Source organism: Aeromicrobium sp. 636 (assembly GCF_024433585.1).
GTDB classification, from domain to species: Bacteria; Actinomycetota; Actinomycetes; order Propionibacteriales; family Nocardioidaceae; genus Aeromicrobium; species Aeromicrobium senzhongii.
In genome coordinates, this window is record NZ_WNJU01000003.1 from 338,315 (window position 1) to 356,043 (window position 17,729).

The 17,729-nt window shown below is 72.9% G+C and carries 21 protein-coding genes; 11 read left to right on the forward strand and 10 right to left on the reverse strand.

Annotation, left to right across the window (positions count from 1 at the left end):
- Positions 1-6: 6 nt before the first annotated feature.
- The 3 genes from GL325_RS12470 to GL325_RS12480 are packed head-to-tail and all read right to left on the reverse strand — an operon-like array spanning position 7 to position 1,903.
- On the reverse strand, positions 7-636 hold the full coding sequence (locus tag GL325_RS12470) for an energy-coupling factor transporter transmembrane protein EcfT (RefSeq protein ID WP_187769757.1): 630 nt from the start codon (positions 634-636) through the stop codon (positions 7-9).
- Positions 633-1,322 carry an energy-coupling factor ABC transporter ATP-binding protein gene (locus GL325_RS12475; RefSeq protein ID WP_187769758.1) on the reverse strand — a complete coding sequence of 230 codons (690 nt, stop codon included), beginning with the start codon at positions 1,320-1,322 and terminating at the stop codon, positions 633-635. Before GL325_RS12475 ends, GL325_RS12470 begins: the two co-directional genes overlap by 4 nt.
- A gap of 2 nt (positions 1,323-1,324) precedes the next feature.
- Complete coding sequence (locus tag GL325_RS12480) at positions 1,325-1,903, reverse strand: biotin transporter BioY (RefSeq protein WP_187769759.1); 579 nt, start codon at positions 1,901-1,903, stop codon at positions 1,325-1,327.
- 72 nt (positions 1,904-1,975) lie between these two features.
- Here GL325_RS12480 and GL325_RS12485 point away from each other — a divergent pair, with 72 nt between their 5' ends.
- Positions 1,976-2,458, forward strand: coding sequence for a TetR family transcriptional regulator (locus GL325_RS12485; RefSeq protein WP_187769760.1), 483 nt, complete (start codon positions 1,976-1,978; stop codon positions 2,456-2,458).
- Here the strand turns inward: GL325_RS12485 and GL325_RS12490 are convergent.
- The 4 genes from GL325_RS12490 to GL325_RS12505 are packed head-to-tail and all read right to left on the reverse strand — an operon-like array spanning position 2,445 to position 6,292.
- On the reverse strand, positions 2,445-2,948 hold the full coding sequence (locus GL325_RS12490) for a GNAT family N-acetyltransferase (protein WP_187769761.1): 504 nt from the start codon (positions 2,946-2,948) through the stop codon (positions 2,445-2,447). The genes GL325_RS12485 and GL325_RS12490 overlap by 14 nt on opposite strands.
- Positions 2,949-2,978: 30 nt before the next feature.
- Positions 2,979-4,451 (reverse strand): GuaB1 family IMP dehydrogenase-related protein, encoded by a 1,473-nt coding sequence (locus GL325_RS12495; RefSeq protein WP_187411668.1) that lies wholly within the window; start codon positions 4,449-4,451, stop codon positions 2,979-2,981.
- A 19-nt stretch (positions 4,452-4,470) separates the two neighbouring features.
- On the reverse strand, positions 4,471-5,610 hold the full coding sequence (locus GL325_RS12500) for a sensor histidine kinase (RefSeq protein WP_255467117.1): 1,140 nt from the start codon (positions 5,608-5,610) through the stop codon (positions 4,471-4,473).
- A gap of 1 nt (position 5,611) precedes the next feature.
- On the reverse strand, positions 5,612-6,292 hold the full coding sequence (locus GL325_RS12505; RefSeq protein ID WP_187769762.1) for a class I SAM-dependent methyltransferase: 681 nt from the start codon (positions 6,290-6,292) through the stop codon (positions 5,612-5,614).
- 60 nt (positions 6,293-6,352) lie between these two features.
- Here GL325_RS12505 and GL325_RS12510 point away from each other — a divergent pair, with 60 nt between their 5' ends.
- Entirely contained in the window at positions 6,353-7,069 is a 717-nt protein-coding gene (locus GL325_RS12510; protein WP_187411669.1) for an oxidoreductase, read from the forward strand.
- Between the two features lie 223 nt (positions 7,070-7,292).
- Here the strand turns inward: GL325_RS12510 and GL325_RS12515 are convergent, their stop codons facing one another.
- Positions 7,293-8,111: an HAD family phosphatase gene (locus GL325_RS12515; protein WP_154596063.1), complete on the reverse strand. Its 819-nt coding sequence runs from the start codon at positions 8,109-8,111 to the stop codon at positions 7,293-7,295.
- A 131-nt stretch (positions 8,112-8,242) separates the two neighbouring features.
- Here GL325_RS12515 and ssd point away from each other — a divergent pair, with 131 nt between their 5' ends.
- From ssd to GL325_RS12555, 8 genes are all read left to right on the forward strand, one after another.
- Positions 8,243-9,280, forward strand: coding sequence for a septum site-determining protein Ssd (gene ssd, locus GL325_RS12520; protein WP_154596062.1), 1,038 nt, complete (start codon positions 8,243-8,245; stop codon positions 9,278-9,280).
- Entirely contained in the window at positions 9,277-10,395 is a 1,119-nt protein-coding gene (locus tag GL325_RS12525) for a TadA family conjugal transfer-associated ATPase (RefSeq protein WP_187769763.1), read from the forward strand. Before ssd ends, GL325_RS12525 begins: the two co-directional genes overlap by 4 nt.
- The gene (locus tag GL325_RS12530) at positions 10,392-11,180 is read left to right on the forward strand and encodes a type II secretion system F family protein (protein WP_187769764.1); all 789 of its coding nucleotides are present in this window, start codon (positions 10,392-10,394) and stop codon (positions 11,178-11,180) included. The genes GL325_RS12525 and GL325_RS12530 overlap by 4 nt, the downstream gene beginning before the upstream one ends.
- Positions 11,177-11,881: a type II secretion system F family protein gene (locus tag GL325_RS16020; protein WP_187769765.1), complete on the forward strand. Its 705-nt coding sequence runs from the start codon at positions 11,177-11,179 to the stop codon at positions 11,879-11,881. The genes GL325_RS12530 and GL325_RS16020 overlap by 4 nt, the downstream gene beginning before the upstream one ends.
- Positions 11,882-11,998: 117 nt before the next feature.
- A complete protein-coding gene (locus GL325_RS12540) occupies positions 11,999-12,193 on the forward strand; it encodes a DUF4244 domain-containing protein (RefSeq protein ID WP_222865812.1) in 195 nt (64 codons plus the stop codon).
- Positions 12,194-12,260: 67 nt separating this feature from the next.
- On the forward strand, positions 12,261-12,467 hold the full coding sequence (locus tag GL325_RS12545; RefSeq protein ID WP_187769766.1) for a DUF4244 domain-containing protein: 207 nt from the start codon (positions 12,261-12,263) through the stop codon (positions 12,465-12,467).
- Positions 12,464-12,799, forward strand: coding sequence for a TadE family protein (locus GL325_RS12550; RefSeq protein WP_154596057.1), 336 nt, complete (start codon positions 12,464-12,466; stop codon positions 12,797-12,799). Before GL325_RS12545 ends, GL325_RS12550 begins: the two co-directional genes overlap by 4 nt.
- Positions 12,796-13,146 carry an Rv3654c family TadE-like protein gene (locus GL325_RS12555; RefSeq protein WP_154596056.1) on the forward strand — a complete coding sequence of 117 codons (351 nt, stop codon included), beginning with the start codon at positions 12,796-12,798 and terminating at the stop codon, positions 13,144-13,146. The genes GL325_RS12550 and GL325_RS12555 overlap by 4 nt, the downstream gene beginning before the upstream one ends.
- Before the next feature lie 20 nt (positions 13,147-13,166).
- Here the strand turns inward: GL325_RS12555 and GL325_RS12560 are convergent, their stop codons facing one another.
- Both GL325_RS12560 and GL325_RS12565 read right to left on the reverse strand, forming a co-directional pair.
- A complete protein-coding gene (locus GL325_RS12560) occupies positions 13,167-14,885 on the reverse strand; it encodes a BCCT family transporter (protein WP_187769767.1) in 1,719 nt (572 codons plus the stop codon).
- A gap of 139 nt (positions 14,886-15,024) precedes the next feature.
- A complete protein-coding gene (locus GL325_RS12565; RefSeq protein WP_187769768.1) occupies positions 15,025-17,310 on the reverse strand; it encodes a DEAD/DEAH box helicase in 2,286 nt (761 codons plus the stop codon).
- Positions 17,311-17,395: 85 nt separating this feature from the next.
- Between GL325_RS12565 and GL325_RS12570 the strand changes: the two genes are divergently transcribed.
- Complete coding sequence (locus tag GL325_RS12570; RefSeq protein WP_154596053.1) at positions 17,396-17,728, forward strand: STAS domain-containing protein; 333 nt, start codon at positions 17,396-17,398, stop codon at positions 17,726-17,728.
- Position 17,729: the final 1 nt, after the last annotated feature.

Genomic DNA, 17,729 nt, shown 5'->3' on the forward strand with positions numbered 1-17,729 from the left:
GTGAGCCTAGTCACCCTCGTCCGGGTCATCGAGGATTCCGCGCGCATGGAGCGCATCGCCGGTGGCGTACGCGTGCGCGACGACGCGGATCGCCGCCGGCGTCAGCGTCGCCTTCGGGCTCCGGCCGAGGCCGCGGGCGTTGGCGGCGTCGCGGGTCTCGCCGAAGATCGTGAACAGGGTGGGGATCGAGGTCATCACCAGCGAGAACGCCAGCGCGACCACCTCGGGGTTCACGCCGAAGCGCCGGAACGGCCCGAGCCAGCGCGCGATCGAGTCGAGCATCTCGTCGGTCGGCGTCGTCGCCGTGAGGATCGCCGCGGCGACGACGAGCGCGAGCACGGTGGCGAACACCTCCAGGGCCAGCTGCCAGCCGTTCATCCACCACTGGAAGCCGACGGCGACCACCATGACGATCGCGACCGGACGCAGCGCGGCGGCGAGGGTCCGCGGTGACATCCCGACCCACAGGGCGGTCGCGATCGCGACGACGAAGACGCAGACCGGCAGCCACGGACCTCGGGCGGCGACGACGCCGATGCTCAGGACGAGCAGGCCGAGCAGCTTGGGGCCGGGCGACAGGCGGTGCAGGACGGTGTCGCCCGGCACGTACAGGCCCAGGCCCAGCGAGCGCCTCATGCCGGCACGCTGGCGCGGTAGTGCTCGACGGCCTCCGGAGCCGGTCCATCGAAGGCGATCCGGCCGGACTCGACGACGAGGGCCCGATCGCAGCGCGCGGCCAGCTCGAGGTCGTGCGTGACCAGGACGAGTTGCTGCTCGAGCGCGAAGAGCCGGTCGGCGACGAGGCGCGAGTTGCGCAGGTCGAGCAGGGTGGTGGGCTCGTCGGCCACGACGACCGACGGCTCGCAGGCCAACACCCCGGCCAGGGCGAGCAGCTGTTGCTGACCGCCCGACAGCGCGTGGACGCTCGTGTCGGCGCGATGTGCCAGGCCGAAGTCCTCGAGGATCTCGAGCGCACGCGCGGTGCGCCGGCGGCGGTCCTTGATGGTGCGCCGCAACGACAGGGCGACGTCCTCGGCCACCGTGGGCATGACCAGCTGCGAGGTCGGGTTGGTGAAGACGAAGCCGACCCGGCGGCGCACGGCCGAGGCGTCCTTAGCGACGTCCAGCCCGTCGACGGTCACGCTCCCGGAGCTGGCCTCGACCAAGCCGTTGATCAGCCGGACGAGGGTCGACTTGCCGCCACCGTTGCCGCCGATCACGGCCACCCGTCGCTCGCCGATCTCGGCCGAGACGCGGTCGAGCAGGGTGATGTCGTCCTCGGGGCCCTGGACCCGGACGGTGACGTCGTCGAACCGGATCATCGTCAGCGGCGTCCCAGCAGTTGCGGGAAGGCGCGGTGCACGGCCGTCGCGACGACGGCGACGATCGCGAGCTTGACGAAGTCGGCGGGCAGGAAGACGGCGAGCGACTTGGCGGCCGTGCTGTACGGCAGGTCGAGGACCAGGCTGAAGCTCAGGGCGCCGGCGAGCCAGTTCAGGACGAGGCCGATCGCACCGCCGACGACGATGGCCAGCGGGCGCCGCGGACCGCGGAACCACTGGGCCGCCAGCCCGGTCGCCAGGGCCACGAGCGGGAAGGTCAGCAGGTAGCCGCCGGTCGCCCCGACGAACTGACCCGCACCGCTGCCGCCCTGGGCGAAGACCGGCAGGCCCGCGGCGCCGAGGGCCAGGTAGAGCACGACGGCCAGAAAGCCGCGACGCGCGCCGAGCACCGCTCCGCACAGCAGGACGGCGAGGGGCTGGAGGCTGAACTCGACGAGCCCGTTGACCGAGAAGGGCAGCGTGAACTGCGCGCACACGGCGATGAAGGCCGCGAAGGTGGCGACGAGTGCGACGTCGGTGGCGACGTGGCTGCGACCCGGGCGGGTGGTGGTGCCGGTCATGAGGGCTCCCTGCGTGGCGGACTGAACGGTGTTCACCTGAACGGCGTTCAGGCTAGCCGATACAGTGGTCCCGTGGCCAACTCCCTCGATGACGTCGTCTCCGGGGCGTTGCGCGTGCTCGACCAGTACGGGCTCGAGTTCTGCTCGATGCGCCGGGTCGCCGGCGAGCTCGGCGTCCAGCCCAGCGCGCTCTACCATCACGTCCCGGACAAGCAGACGCTGCTCGCGCTCATGGCCGACCGCATCGTCGCCGACGTCGAGGTGGGCGCGGATGCCCAGAAGGCCGCGCTCGCCCTGCGTGAGGCGATGATGGCCGTGCGCGACGGGGCCGACGTCGTCGCGACGGCGTCCGCGTTCCGGCTGGGCGACTCGCGGATCGAGAACGAGCTGGCCGCGATCACCTCGCCCGACGTGGCGCGCACGCTGCTGCTCTACGTCTTCGGCCACACCCAGGCCACGCAGATGCACCGCCAGGCCGCCCAGGTCGGCATCGTGGCCGAGGATCCCGACCTCGACGCCTCCTTCGCCCGAGGCCTCGCGCTCATCCTGCGCTGAACGGCTCCAGCGGCAGGTGCATCACGTGCAGGCCGACGAGGCCGTGCGCGCGCGAGTCGAACGCCTCCGGCACGGTGCCGATGATCTCGAAGCCCAGCGACTTCCACAGTGCGACGGCGGCCGTGTTGGTCTCGACCACGGCGTTGAACTGGATCGCCCGGTAGCCGGAGTCGCGGTGCCACTGGACCACGTGCTCGCCCAGGCGGCGCCCGACCCCGCGGCCGCGCGCCTGCGGCGACACCATGAACGAGGCGGTGCCCACGTGGCTGCCGCGACCGGGCCGGTTGGGGCCCATCGCGGCGCTGCCCAGGACGATGCCGTCGTCCTCGAGGACCACGGTGCGTCCCGGCGCCGGCTTCGTCCACAGCTCACGTGCCTGCTCGGAGGTGAGGTCCAGCGGATAGGCGTAGGTCTCGCCCGCCCGGACGATCTCCTGGAAGAACGGCCACACCTGCGGCCAGTCGGACTCGGTCATCTCCCGGATCTGCACGGCCTCATCCCATCATGGCCGCCGCCGCCGTCACCAGGAGGCGTGCAGGGGGCGACCCTCGTCGTAGCCCGCGCTGGACTGCAGGCCCACGACGGCGCGCTCGGCGAACTCCGCCAGCGAGCGCGCGCCCGCGTAGGTGAACGACGAGCGCACACCGGCGGTGATCTGGTCGATCAGGTCCTCGACGCCCGGACGCTCCGGATCGAGGAACATCCGCGAGGTCGAGATGCCCTCCTCGAACAGGGCCATGCGCGCCCGCTCGAAGCCGGCGGCGTCGCGGGTGCGGTTGGCCACGGCGCGCGAGGACGCCATGCCGAACGACTCCTTGTAGGCACGTCCGTCGGCACCGTGCATGAGGTCGCCGGGGCTCTCGTGCGTGCCCGCGAACCACGAGCCGATCATCACCGATCCGGCACCGGCGGCCAGGGCGAGCGCCACGTCGCGCGGCCAGCGCACGCCGCCGTCGGCCCACACGTGGGCCCCGAGCTCGCGGGCGGCGTCGGCGCACTCGAGCACGGCCGAGAACTGGGGCCGACCGACGCCGGTCATCATGCGGGTGGTGCACATCGCGCCGGGACCCACGCCGACCTTGACGATGTCGGCACCGGCCGCGACGAGGTCGCGCACGCCCGACGCCGAGACGACGTTGCCGGCCGCGATCGGCACGCGGCGCCCCGTGGCGGCCTCGTGCGCGTCGCGGACCTCGCGGACGATCGGCAGGGCGTCGAACATCTTCGCCTGGTGGCCGTGCGCCGTGTCGACGACGAGGACGTCCACGCCGACTGCGACGAGCTCCTCGGCCTTGCGGCGCACGTCGCCGTTGATGCCGATCGCGGCACCGACGACGAGCCGGCCCTGGGGATCGGTCGCGGGGGTGTAGATCGTCGAGCGCAGCGCGCCCTTGCGGGTCAGCACGCCGGCCAGCGCACCGCCGTCGACGACGGGGGCGAAGGGCACGTGCTGCCCGGACAGCTCGTTGAACATCTCGCGAGGGTCGCCACCGGCCTCGAGCACGAACGGATCGGTCAGCATGACCTCGCGGACCTGGGCGAACCGGTCGATCTCGGCGGCCTGCTGCGGGGTGAAGACGCCGATGACCTTCATCTCGGGGCCCTCGAGCGACTCGACGACGACCGCGCCGCCGTGGGCGCGCTTGGGGACGAGGCTCAGCGCCTCGCCGACCGTCATGGTCGGGGTGAGCACGACGGGGGTGTCGTAGACGAGGTGCGCGGCCTTCACCCGGCTGACCGTCTCGGCGACGATGTCCAGCGGGATGTCCTGCGGCAGGATCGCGATGCCGCCGCGGCGGGCGACGGTCTCGGCCATGCGTCGCCCGGCGACGGCCGTCATGTTGGAGACCACCAGCGGCAGGGTGGCGCCGGTCCCGTCGGCGGTCGACAGGTCGACGTCGAAGCGCGACGCCACCTCGGAACGTCCGGGGACCATGAAGACGTCGTTGTACGTCAGGTCGTGGCTGGGCTGCAGATCGTTGAGAAACCTCACCGCGCAAGTCTACGGATGATCAGTCGACCGTGGTGGGGGTGAACTTCGGGATCCGCAACGTGACCTTCGTGCCCAGGCCCGGCGCCGTCTCCACGACGAGGCCGTGGTCGTTGCCGTAGACGGTGCGCAGCCGCTCGTCGACGTTCGCCAGGCCCACCGACGGCGAGCTGGTGCGGCCGCCGAGCGCCGCCCGCACCGTCTCGGGGTCGGAGCCGACGCCGTCGTCCTCGATCGAGATGACGCACTCCGCGCCCGCGTCCTCAGCGATGACCGTCAAGGTGCCGGGGCCCGGCTTGCGCTCGAGTCCGTGGCGCACCGCGTTCTCGACCAGCGGCTGGATCGTCAGGAACGGCACCGTGAGGCTCAGGACCTCCGGGGCGATGCGGGTCGTCACGCGCAGCCGGTCGCCGAAGCGCGCCTTCTCGAGCACGAGGTAGCGCTCGATCGAGCGGAGCTCCTCGGCCAGGGTCGTGTAGTCGCCGTGCTGACGGAAGGAGTACCGGGTGAAGTCGGCGAACTCCAGGAGCAGCTCGCGGGCCCGCTCGGGATCGGTGCGGACGAACGAGGCGATCGCGCCGAGCGAGTTGTAGATGAAGTGCGGGGAGATCTGGGCGCGCAGCGCGCGCAGCTCGGCCTCCATGAGGGCGGTGCGCGAGGCCGACAGCTCGGCCAGCTCGAGCTGGCTCGACACCCAGCCGGCCACCTCGGTCGCGGTGCGTGCCATGCCGGCCGAGGCGCTGGCGTCGACCACGACGATGCTGCCCACGACCCTGCCCTCGACCGACACCGGGGCGACGATGACCCGGTTCGACGCCTGCGTCCGGCCGTGCTCCAGCGCGACCGCCACCAGCTCGGCGGTCTGCTCGGTCTCGTCCTCGCCGGCCCAGCCCAGCGGACCGTGGGTGTCGGTGAGGCCGACCGTGCGGGCGCCGATCAGCTGACGCAGGTGGGGCAGGGCCCGGGCGGCACTCTCGGCATCGAGGCCGGCGCGCAGCGCGGGCGCGGCGAGCGACGCGGTGTGCAGCGTCTCGTAGGTCGCTCGGTCCTCGGGCGATCCGAGACTGCGACGTCGGCTCAGCAGGATCCACCGGGCCAGCAGCGCCAGCCCGGCGAGCACGGCCGCGACGGCCAGGGCGATCGCGACGTCGACAGGGTCCACGTCAGTCCAGCGAGAGCAGGATCGCGGCCGGCGGGTCCGGCTCCGAGGCCAGCGCCGACTTGTCGACGACCGCCCGGATGCAGCGGGTCTCGTGCCGCAGGCGCAGCTTGGCGGTGCCGGTGGAGTACTCGCGCCACAGGTCGTGGACGGCACCGAGGGCCGACTCGGGCACCGAGGGGCGGCGGGTCTGCTCGGCGAAGCGGATCAGGTGGGGCAGGTCGAGCTCCTCCCACGCGTTGAACACCTCGACCTCGGGCGTGCCGAACAGGCCGGACGCCGAGAAGGTGTCGACCGCGGGCTCGGGGGCGTCGCGATCGCCCGTGATGGTCCGCAATCGGCGCATCCACGGGATGGAGTCGTCGTAGCGGCGGCTCATGCTCGACAGCAGGCCGCCGGGCACCAGCACCCGCGCGTACTCGGCCAGCGCAGCGGGCGACTCCTCGAAGAACGGGGTGATGACCACGTCGAAGGTCGAGGAGCGCAGCGGCAGCCGGTCGCCGCCGGAGCGGATGTACGACAGGTCCGGGTTGCGCACCTGCTCGACCTCGTCACCGAGCACCGTGACGTCGTGGCCCTGCTCGGCCAATTCGTACGCCAGACCGCCGTCTCCCAGGTGCAGCACGGTGGACAACCGGTCGCCCACCATCCACTTGGCGGCGCGCTGTGCAGGGATGACGTCCACGTTCCGAGGCTACCGTCGGGCACGGCTTGGGCCCGGACGCGCGCTGGGTACGCTGCTTTCGTGTCCGATCCCTTCATCGCCGCCGCCTCCCTCGAGGGCGTCCCGTCGGCGTTCCGCGCCGCCCGAGACGGGATGGACGCGATCTTGCGGGACCGCGGACTGCGCCGCAGCACGCCCGACGACACGGCGCGATCGCTGCTGATCGGCGCCTGGGCCACCGCGACCCTCGAGGGCAGCGAGTGCGACCTCGACGAGCTGGCCGCCGGCGGCGGTGACGCCACCGCCCGCGCCGCCGTCCGCCTCTCGACCGAGTTGTTGGGCCTGCTGCCGATCTGGCAGCGCTCGCCCGTCCAGGCGATGGCCCGGCTGCACGCGCTGGCCGCGGCCGGCTCGGTCCCCGACAGCGATCTGGGACGCCCGGTCAATCCCGAGGGAACCGCGCGACTGACGTTGTTGGCCAGCCTCCTGAGCCGCAAGACCGAGGCGCCCGGACTGGTCGTGGCGGCCCTGACGCACGCCGAGATCGCCGCCGCCGGCGCTTTCGTCTCGCACAACGGCGTCGTGGCCCGCGCGGCCGAGCGGCTCGTCCTGGTCGCGCGCGGTGTCGACCCCGCGTCGGTCACGGTGCCCGAGGCCGGGCACGTGGCGGCGGCTCCGGACTACTTCGGGGCGCTGGCCGCCTACGGCGCCGAGGAGACGGGCGTCCACCAGTGGCTGCTGTACGCGGCCGAGGCGTTCACGCGGGGCGCCGAGGCGTCCCCGCTGGCCTCGCGCTGACGCTGCTCGCAGGACGACGGCGCCGGACAGGTCCGACGCCGTCGAGAGCCCGAACCGCTGCTACCAAGCGTGCTACTTCGATCATCGCCCCGGGGCCGCGTGCATCAGGGTGCGGATGTCCCGACCTGCGATTGCCCTGTAGGAAGGGAGGTCGCCGCGTGGGTACTGGGGTGCGGGCTGCTGTGGTGTTCTCCCGTCCCACTGTGCCCCGCGACGGCCCGGATCACAAGGTCTCGGGGCGAGCCCGTCGCCGCAACGCGGCGGTGATGCCCAGCGCCAACAGCGACGCCGAGGCGGCGAGTCCGCCCAGCGCCATCGCCTTGCCGGTCGTGGACTCGGGCATCAGCCGCGAGCGCAGGGCGGTGGGCCGCTCGAAGGTCAGGATCGGCCAGCCCTCCTCCGTGGCGCGGCGACGCAGGCCCTTGTCGGGGTTGACCGCGAAGGGGTGCCCGACCGCCTCGAGCATCGGGATGTCGGTCTGGGAGTCGGAGTAGGCGAAGCTGCGGGAGAGGTCGTAGCCCTCGCGCTCGGCCAGCTCGCGCATCGCGGTGACCTTGTTGGGGCCGTAGCAGTACTGCAGGATGCGACCCGAGTAGCGACCGTCGACCTCTTCGAGGCGGGTCGCGATGGCGTGGGTGGCGCCCAGCATCTGCGCGATCGGCTCGACCATCTCGGACCCGGAGGCCGACACGATGATGACGTCGTTGCCGGCCTCGCGGTGCTGCTCGATCAGCTCGAGCGCCTCGGCGTAGACCAGCGGCTCGATGACCTCGTAGAGCGCCTCGCGGACGATCTGGCGGACGGCCTGGGCCTCCCAGCCCGTGACCATCTTGCTGATCTCCTTGCGCATCTTCTCGAGCATGTCGTGATCGGCGCCGCCGGTGCTGAACACCAACTGGGCGTACGCGCTGCGCAGGACGGAGCGCCGGCTGAGCAGACCCTCGGCGAAGAGCGACTTGCTGAAGGCAAGCGTGCTGGACCTCGCGATGATGGTCTTGTCGAGGTCGAAGAAGGCGGCGGGACGCCCCGCTGCTGTCGACATGCGTCCCACACTAGGCGCTCCCGCCTCGTGGACACCGACATTGGTCCACAACGTGCGTCACACCGGCGCGGCCGTCCACAGCCGGTCGCTGCCCTCTGCCGCCCGTCGCCCGGGGTCGCGAGGGTGGGGCCATGGACGATCGTGAACGCTCCGCCCCGCCCCTGGTCGTCACGCGGGACGAGACCTTCGCCGAGAGTGCCCGCCGGTGGTGCGCCGCAGCCGGGCACGAGCCGGAGACCGTCACCGACCTCGATCGCGTCCGCCGGTCCTGGCGCTCGGCACCGGCGGTCCTGGTCGACGAGCGTGACGTGGACTCGCTCCTGGCCGTCGGCCTGCCGCGCCGTGACGAGGTGCTCGTCGTGGCCGCCGATCCCGGCCTCGCCTGGCGCGAGGCACTCGACCTGGGCGCGCGCGACGTCCTGGCCGGAAGCGAGGATGCGGCGATCGTCGGTGCTCTCGTGCGGGCCCTGGACGGATCGGGCGAGGCCTGCGCGATCACGGTGGTCGGTGCCGTCGGCGGCGTCGGTGCCTCCACCCTCGCCGCCGCGACGGCGGGGCTGGCGGCGACCCGTGATCTCGCGCCGGTGCTCGTCGACGGCGACCCGATGGGCGGCGGCCTCGACCTGGTCGCGGGCGCCGAGCACGCGACCGGATCCCGTTGGGACGACCTCGACGGCGCCATCGGCCACGTCGGCGCGGCCGAGCTCGTGTCGAGCCTGCCGGTGCATCGCGGACTCGCGCTCGTCTCGTTCGCGCGCTCGGGACGGCCCGTGGAGGGTGCCACGCCCGTGATCGCGGCGGCGATGCGCGGATTCGACGTGGTCGTCGCCGACGTCCCGCGGCACCTGGACGGACTCGGCCGCGAGCTGGTCTCCCGCTCGGTTCTCACGGTCGTGGTCGTGCCCCGTCACGTGCGGGGCGTCGTCGCGGCACGTGCCCTCGTCGAGCGGCTCGGCGACTGGTCCGGTGCCCTGGCCGTCGTCACGCGCACGGCGCCCGGCGCCCTGGCCTCCGCGGCCGTGGGGCGTGAGCTGGGGCTGCCCGTGCTGGCCGACCTGGGGACCTCGCGGCGGTTGCCGGCCGACCTCGAGCACGGACTCGGACCGTTGCGCGCCAGGACCGTGCGCTCGGCGGCACGCCGGATCCTCGACACCGTCGGGCTGCGATGAGCCCGGTCGACGGAGCGGTCGTCGAACGGGTGCGGCGCCGGTTGGCCGGCTCCGGTGCCGAGCCCACGCCGCACACGGTGGCTGAGGCGCTCCGGGCCGAGGACCAGCTGTGGGGCAGCACCACGGTGCTCGCGATCGTCGAACAGCTGCGCAGCGAGGTGCTCGGGGCGGGGGTCTTGCAGCCGCTGCTGGCACTGCCGGGGATCACGGACGTGCTGGTGAACGGTTCCTCCGGCGTGTACGTCGACGCGGGTGACGGCCTGGTCCGTCGGCCCGAGGTCACCTTCGCGGACGAGCCGACCGTGCGCCGGCTGGCGCAACGGCTCGCGGCTTCCGCCGGGCGCCGGCTCGACGACGCGTCGCCCTGGGTCGACGGGCGGCTCGCGGACGGGACGCGCCTGCACGCCGTCCTGTCGCCGGTGGCCCGCACGGGCACCGTCATCTCGCTGCGGGTGCCCGCGCGCCGGACGCTCGCGTTGGCCGAGTTGGAGGAGCGGGGCTCGGTGGCGCCGGAGATGGGCCGGTGGCTGCGCGAGCTCATCGCCTCCAGGCGCAGCTTCCTCGTCACCGGCGGCACCGGCTCGGGGAAGACCACCGTCCTGTCCGCCCTGCTCGGCCTGGTCCCCGCGACGGAGCGGATCGTCGTGGTCGAGGACTCCGACGAGCTGCGGCCCGACCATCCCCATGTCGTCGGGTTGGTCGCGCGGCCGCCCAACATCGAGGGCGCCGGGACCGTGGGCCTGCGGGACCTCGTCCGCCAGGCGCTGCGCATGCGGCCCGACCGGATCGTCGTGGGTGAGGTGCGTGGCGCCGAGGTGGTCGACCTGCTCGCCGCCCTCAACACCGGGCACGAGGGTGGGTGCGGCACGGTCCACGCCAATGCGCCCGATGACGTCCCGGCGCGGATGGAGGCGCTGGGCATCGCCGCCGGCCTGAGTCGCGACGCCGTCCACGCCCAGGTCGCAGCCGGACTGGACGCGGTCGTCCACGTCGTTCGTCACGCGGACGGACACCGCGAGGTCGCGGCCGTGGCGGACGTCGACGCGGACGACCGGGGGCGGTTGGTGGTGCGGTCCCGGCTCGTGGTGCGCCGGGGCCGGGTCGTCGACCCGTGAGAGCACTGTGCGCGGCTCTCGTGTTCACCACGGTCCTGGTCTGGCGACCGCCGTGGTCGTGGGTGCGGGTGCGGGTGACGGGCGCTCGCTGGCCACGACCCGGACGGCGCGAGGGCGTGGTGGCGGTCGCCGGGGTGCTCTGTCTCAGCCTGGTGCTGCTTCCCACCGCTCCCACCATCGTGGCGTGGACGTTGGTGGCCGTCGCCGTGAGCGCGGGCACACGCTGGCGCCGCGGCCGGGCCCGCCGGCGCCGCACCGTGGTGCGTGAGGAGTGCCAGGGCGTGATCGACGGACTCGTGGCCGAGCTGCGCACCGGCGCCCCGCCCGTCGTGGCGCTCCAGCGAGCGGCCGCCGACACGGGCGCGCTCGGCTCGGCCGCCGTGGCGGCGGCCGGCGGGGGCGATGTTCCGGCAGCGCTCGTCGCTGAGGGGCGGCGCGACGGCGCACACCCGCTGGCCGAGATCGGTCGGGCCTGGGCGGTCGCCGAATCGTGCGGAGCGCCGCTGTCCCCGACGCTGGAGCAGGTGCGCGAGACGCTCCGCGAGGAGCGAGAGCTCGAGCGTGAGCTCGCGTCCGGTGTGGCGCCGGCACGGGCCACGGCGGCACTGATGGTGGCCATGCCCCCGCTCGGTCTGGGACTGGGTTCCGGCCTGGGCGTCGATCCGCTCCACGTGGTGCTCACCACCGTTCCCGGGGCGCTGTGCGTGGCCGCCGGTGTCGGCTTCGCCCTGGCCGGGGTGCGGTGGATCGAACTCATCGCCGACGGTGTGGAGACCGGGTCGTGACGGGCGCCCTGCCGGCCGCCTTGCTGGTCGTGGCGGCGTTCCTCGTCGCCGTGCCCGGACCGGCCGGGCGTCGGGCCCGGCGGGTGAACGGAGGCACCGCGGGCTTCGTCCGCCCCGGGCCGCCCCTGGTCGTCGCCGTCTCGATCCCGGTGCTGGCGTTGCTCCTGCTCGGCCCGGTCGGGCTGGTCGTCGGCGTCGCGGTGGCGCCCTTCCTGCATCGGCAGGTCTCGGGGTGGGAGACCGAGCGGACGAAGCGGCGCCGGGCCATGCTCGTCCGTCAGGCGCCGCTCGCGCTGGACCTCGTCGCTGCGGTGCTGGCGGCGGGCCGCTCGCCGCAGGAGGCGGTCCGGCTGGTCGCGGTGCACACCCCGCCACCACTCGGCGATGAGCTGCAGGCGCTCGCTCATCGCGTCCGGCTCGCCGCCGATCCCGCCGTCGCGTGGCGTTCGCTGGACGGCAGCGCCCTGGAGCCGGTCGGTCGGGCCTTCGCGCGGGCCGAGACCTCGGGGGCGGCGATCGTGCCGTTGATGCGCGACACCGCCGCGGACCTGCGTCGGCGGGCCTGGGCCGAGCGGCGGGAGACCGTCGGTCGGGTGGGCGTCCGCACCACCCTGCCGATGGGGCTGTGCCTGCTGCCGGCGTTCGTGCTGGTGGGTGTGGCACCGACGGTGCTGGCCGCACTGGGCTCGGTCGGCTTCTGAGTTCTCCCCAACCTGTCCCCGCGCGGCGGCGTTGTCCCCAACCGGCTCGGGCCGCCGCAGATCAGGCGTCCCGATCTCCATCTTCAGGTGTCACATCATCCGTTGAAAGGACATCCCATGAAGATGATCAACGCCCTGCGCCGCGTCGCCGCCCGAGCCGACGAGCGGGGCATGAGCACGTCCGAGTACGCCGTGGGCACGCTCGGCGCCTGCACCATCGGCGGCGTCCTGGTGAAGATCGGGCAGTCCGACTGGTTCGGCGATCTCCTGCAGGACGTCATCGGCAAGATCCCCGACCTGCTGCCGTTCTGACCTCGATCCCACGGCACCCGGGTGCACGGGTGCCGTGGGACCCCACCCCCACCCAGGAGGTAGTGCGATGCATCGAATCGATCCGGACGGCCGCGCCGAGCGGGGCCAGGTCACCGCCGAGTACGCGGTGGCCGCTCTCGGTGCGGCGACGATCGCCGGGGTCCTCGTCGGCCCCGAGCCCATCCTCGCGAACTGGTTGCGCGAGTTCGTCCTCGATCACCTCGCCCGCTCGTTCTCGCTCACCCTGCCCGAGATCCTGAGGTGGCCGTGGTGACGCGTCGTGAACGGGGGATGATCACCGCCGAGACGGCGATGGTGCTGCCGTTCGTCGTCCTCGTGGCCTTCGTGCTGACGTGGGTCGTGTCCTTGGGCCTGACCCAGATGCGCGTCTCCGACGCCGCCCGCGACGGGGCGCGGGTCATGGCACGGGGGCAGGACGCGGGCGATGCCCGCCGGGTGGCCCGCGACAGTGCGCCGGGCTCCGCGGTCGACATCAGGCTGGCCGGGGGACGGGCCGGGGTCACGGTCCGGTTCCGAGCCCGGTTGCCGCTCGTGCCGGGGGTCCACCTCGACCTGGTGGGCCGGTCGGTGGCGGTGGTCGAGTGATCCGCGAACGGGGCTCGGCCACCGTCCAGGCGCTCGGGCTGACCGTCCTGGTGTGCTTCGTGGCCTTCGCCTGTCTGCAGGTCGCGCTCGCCGTCGGGCTGCGTCAGCGCGCTGCTGCAGCCGCCGACCTGGCCGCGCTCGCCGCCTCGCAGGCCAGTGTCGAGGGACGCGATCCGTGCGCCGTGGCTCGCGAGCTGGCGCAGGACAACGGGGCCAGGCTGCGACAGTGCCGGATGGACGCCGACGTCGCCACGGTCACGGTGCGCGCGGCGGGACCACGGTGGGCGATCGGCCGGTGGGCGGCCGAGCAGCGGGCGCGAGCCGCCCCGGCCTGGTACCTCGAGTGAGGCACCGGGCCGGGTCGGGCTCAGTCGTCCCGATCGGACCTCGTGGGGATGTCCTCCTCGGGCCAGCCCGTCGTGCTCTCCTCGACCACGAGGGAGAAGTCCTCACCGTGGCGGTCGACGCCGACGATGACGGCCTCCTCGACGAGGGTCTGTGCCAGGTCCTCGCGCAGAATGATCGGGTCCTCGCGCAGGTCGCGGTAGAGCGACACGCACAGCAGCACCATCACCAGCAGGAACGGCAGCGACGCGACGATCGTCAGCGCCTGCAGGCCCTGCAGGGCGACCGGGTCGCCCGGGTCGGCGATCAGCAGCATGATCGCTGCCACGGCGCCGGTCAGCGCGCCCCAGAAGATGACGTTCCAGGTCGACGGGTGGATCGAGCCGCGCTGCGTCAGGGTGCCCATGACCAGCGAGGCGGCATCGGCGCCGGACACGAAGAAGATGCCGACCAGGACCATGACGAGCACCGTCATGACCGACGCGAGCGGGTACTGCTGCAGCAGGTCGAACAGGGCGTAGTTGGAGTCCACGACCCCGTCGGCGCCCGTGATCGCCTCGGCGTCGTTGATGCCCGCGCCGCCGAAGATCGCGAACCAGACGAGGCTGACCATGCTGGGCACGAGCAGGACGCCGGTGACGAACTGACGGATGGTGCGACCACGGCTGATACGCGCGATGAACATGCCGACGAACGGCGTCCAGGACACCCACCAGGCCCAGTAGAAGATCGTCCAGGCACCCAGCCAGTCCGCGAGGGCGGCGCCGTTGGCGTTCGTGCGCCCGGCCATCTCGGGCAGCATGGCCACGTAGTCGGCGATCGAGGTGGGGATCAGGTTGAGCATCGTCAGCGTCGGGCCGGCGATGAAGACGAACGCCGCCAGCACCAGGGCCAGCACCATGTTGATGTTGGACAGCCACTGGATGCCGCGGGCGACACCCGACACGGCCGAGAGGATGAACAGGATCGTCAGCACGACGATGATCACGACGACCAGGGTCTCGCCCACGCTGTCGACCCAACCGTTGTGCTCGATGCCGGCGCCGATCTGCAGAGCGCCCAGGCCCAGCGAGGCGGCGGAGCCGAACAGTGTCGCGAAGATCGCCATGATGTCGATCGCCTTGCCGAGCGGGCCGCGGGTCTGCTTGCGCCCGAGCAGCTTCGTGAAGGCCGAGGAGATCAGCTGCGGCCGGCCCAGGCGGAAGGTGCCGTAGCCGATCGCCAGACCCACGACCGCGTAGACGGCCCACGGGTGCAACGTCCAGTGGAACAGCGTCTGGGCCATCGCGACCTGGGCGGCGCCGTCGGTGCCGGCCTCGACGGTGCCCGGCGGCGGCGAGAGGTAGAACGTCAACGGCTCGGCCACGCCCCAGAACATGAGGCCGATGCCCATCCCCGCGCTGAACATCATCGCGATCCACGACGTCGTGCGGAACTCGGGCCGCTCGCCGTCGCGGCCCAGCGGGATCTTGCCGTAGCGGCTCGCGGCCACCCAGATGGCGAACACGACGAAGCCGGTGGTCGACAGGACGTAGAGCCAGCCGGTGTACTCGATCACCCAGGACTGGGCCTGTGCCGCACGGCTCCCGAGGGAGGCCTGGTCGACCAGACCCCAGGTGACGACCGCGAGCGCCAGGACCGCGGCGATGCCGAAGACCGCACGGTCCAGCCGGGTCTCCGGCTGTGGCTCGAGTTCCGGTTCGCGGACGTCATCGATCGGTCGGTCGAGGCCGGTGGCCATGCAATCTCTCCTGAACAATGTGACGGGTGGGACGGTGCAAACCTCCCCACCGTTGCACGAGTCGCATGACCCGGCAATTCGTCAGCAGCGCGGCCGACCCGTGGAGAACGGGCGGCGGGAGAGCGCTGCGGTCGCGTGCTCAGTCGACGCAGGAGCCCAGCACGGCGTCCAGCAGAACGACCGCTCCGGCCTTGTCCAGCGGGTGATTGCCGTTGCCGCACTTCGGCGACACCACGCAGGACGGACACCCGTCGCGGCACGTGCAGTCACTGATCGTCTGGCGCGTCATCCGCAGCCACGCGGCCATCTGTTCGTAGCCCCGTTCGGCGAAGCCGGCACCGCCGCGGTGACCGTCGTGGACGAAGACGGTGAGCCGCCCCGTGTCGGGGTGGTGGGCGGTCGAGAGGCCGCCGATGTCCCAGCGGTCGCACGTCGCCAGCAGCGGCAGGATCCCGATGGCGGCGTGCTCGGCGGCGTGGGCCGCGCCCGGCAGCGCCTCGGGGTCCATCAGGCCCAGGGCGACGTCCGTGTCGAGCGTCCACCAGACCGCAGCCGTGGGCAGGGTGCGCTCGGGCAGGTCCAGCGGCTCCTCGCCGATGATCCGGCCCGTGCTGCGGTCGCGGATCTGGTAGCCCACGACCTGACTGACCACCTCGACGTCACCGAATGCGACGGTCGCCGGCCCCCACTGCACCTCGCGGCGCTGCTCGACGATGGTCACGGCGGTCGCGGTCCGGGCGCTCGTGGTGTGGTGCACCTCGGCCCGCCGCACGACGGCGGTGCCCTGCTCGGGGTCGTAGGCCTCGACCAGGTGGTCCTCGCCGCGGTGGACGTAGATCGCTCCCTCATGGACCTCGGCGTCGGCCGAGCCCGCGTCGACCGTGCCGACGAGGCGGCCCGTGCTGCCCTCGACGATCTGGACGGGGTGCCCACCCGCCGAGCGGATGTCGGCCAGGTCGGCCGCGCGCTCGCGGCTGGTCCAGAACCAGCCGGACGCGCGGCGGCGCAGCATCCCGGCGGCCTCGAGCGCCGCCACGCCTTCGCCGGCGCGCGGGCCGAAGCGGTCGAAGTCGGCCTCGGTCAGGGGCAGCTCCTGGGCGGCGGCCGCGAGGTGGGGTCCGAGGACGTAGGGGTTCTCGGGGTCGAAGACGGTCGCCTCGACCGGTGCGCCCAGCACGGCCTCGGGGTGGTTCACCAGGAAGGAGTCGAGCGGGTCGTCGCGCGCGATCATCACGCCGATGCTGTCCACCCCGGCGCGTCCGGCGCGGCCCCACTGTTGCCACAGGGCGGCGCGGGTCCCCGGGAACCCGACCGAGACGACCGCGTCGAGCCCGGCCACGTCGATCCCCAGCTCGAGGGCGTTGGTACTGGCCAGTCCGAGCAGGTCCCCCGAGCGCAGCCGCGACTCCAGCTCGCGCCGCTCCTCGGGCAGGTACCCGCCCCGGTAGGTCGCGACCCGGTCGGCCAGCTCGGGGTGCACCTCGGCCAGCGCCCGTCGTGTCGTCATCGCGAGCTGCTCGGCGCCGCGCCGGGAGCGGACGAACACGAGGGTGCGGGTGCCGTCCACCACCAGGTCGGTCAGCAGATCGGCGGCCTCCGAGCCCGCGGCGCGGCGGAACTCGACCCCCTCGCGACTGGCCCGCAGAGGCGGCTGCCAGAACGCGACGGTGCGCGCCGCGTGCGGCGAGGCGTCCTCGGTGACGGCGGTGACCGGGGCGCCCAGCAGGCGCTCGGCCGAGGCGGCGGGCTCGGCGACCGTGGCCGAGGAGAGCACGAACAGCGGGTCGGCGCCGTAGTGCTGGCAGATCCGGCGCAGGCGTCGCAGGATCAGGGCGACATGGGCGCCGAAGACCCCGCGGTAGTGGTGGCACTCGTCGATGACCACGACGCGCAGCCCGGCCAGCAGACGCGCCCACCGCTCGTGGGTGGGCAGGATCGTGCGATGCAGGATGTCGGGGTTGGCCAGCACCCAGTTGGCGTGGTCGCGCGCCCAGGCGCGCTGCTCGCGGCTGTTGTCACCGTCGACCGTGGCCGGGCGCAGGCCCGCCGCGACCGGCAGGCGGCGCAGCTGGTCGGCCGCCAGCGCCTTGGTGGGCGCCAGGTAGAGCACCGAGGGACGGCGCGCACCGGACAGCGACGAGCCGCCGCGACCGTCGCGCAGCGCCTGCAGGGCCGCTGCTTGGTAGACGAGGGACTTGCCCGACGCGGTGCCGGTGGCCACGACGACGTGGCGTCGGTCGTGCAGCGCGGCCAGCGCCTCGGCCTGGTGTCCCCACAGGACGTCGGCACCCTCGGCGGCGAAGAGCTCACGGACCTCGGGGTCGATCCACTCGGGCCACGGTTCGACGACCGGTTCGACCGCGGGGTGGTGCTGGATGTGCACCAGTCGCTCGCTGTGACGCGCGAGAGCCGGGTGCAACTGCATGCTCGAAGTCTCCCGCACGGACCTGACGGGGGCGCCGCGCGTCGTTCATGTGGGGAGAATCGGTTCCAGATGATTGAATGCGGTCATGGATCTGACGCTCACCGAACGTGAGTCGCCGCCGTTCCACGTGGTCGAGGTCGCGGGGGAGATCGACGTCTACACCGCGCCGCGCCTGCGCGAGGTCGTCGTCGGCGCGATCGACGACGGACACACCCGGCTCGTGATCGACATCGAGAACGTGGCCTTCCTGGACTCCACCGGACTCGGGGTGCTCGTCGGCGCGCTCAAGCGCGTCCGGGCGGACAACGGCTCGCTCGACATCATCTGCACCAGCGAACGACTGCTGCGCATCTTCGCCATCACCGGGTTGGACAAGGTCTTCGGCCTGCACGCCTCGATCGACGAGCTGGTCTCCTGAC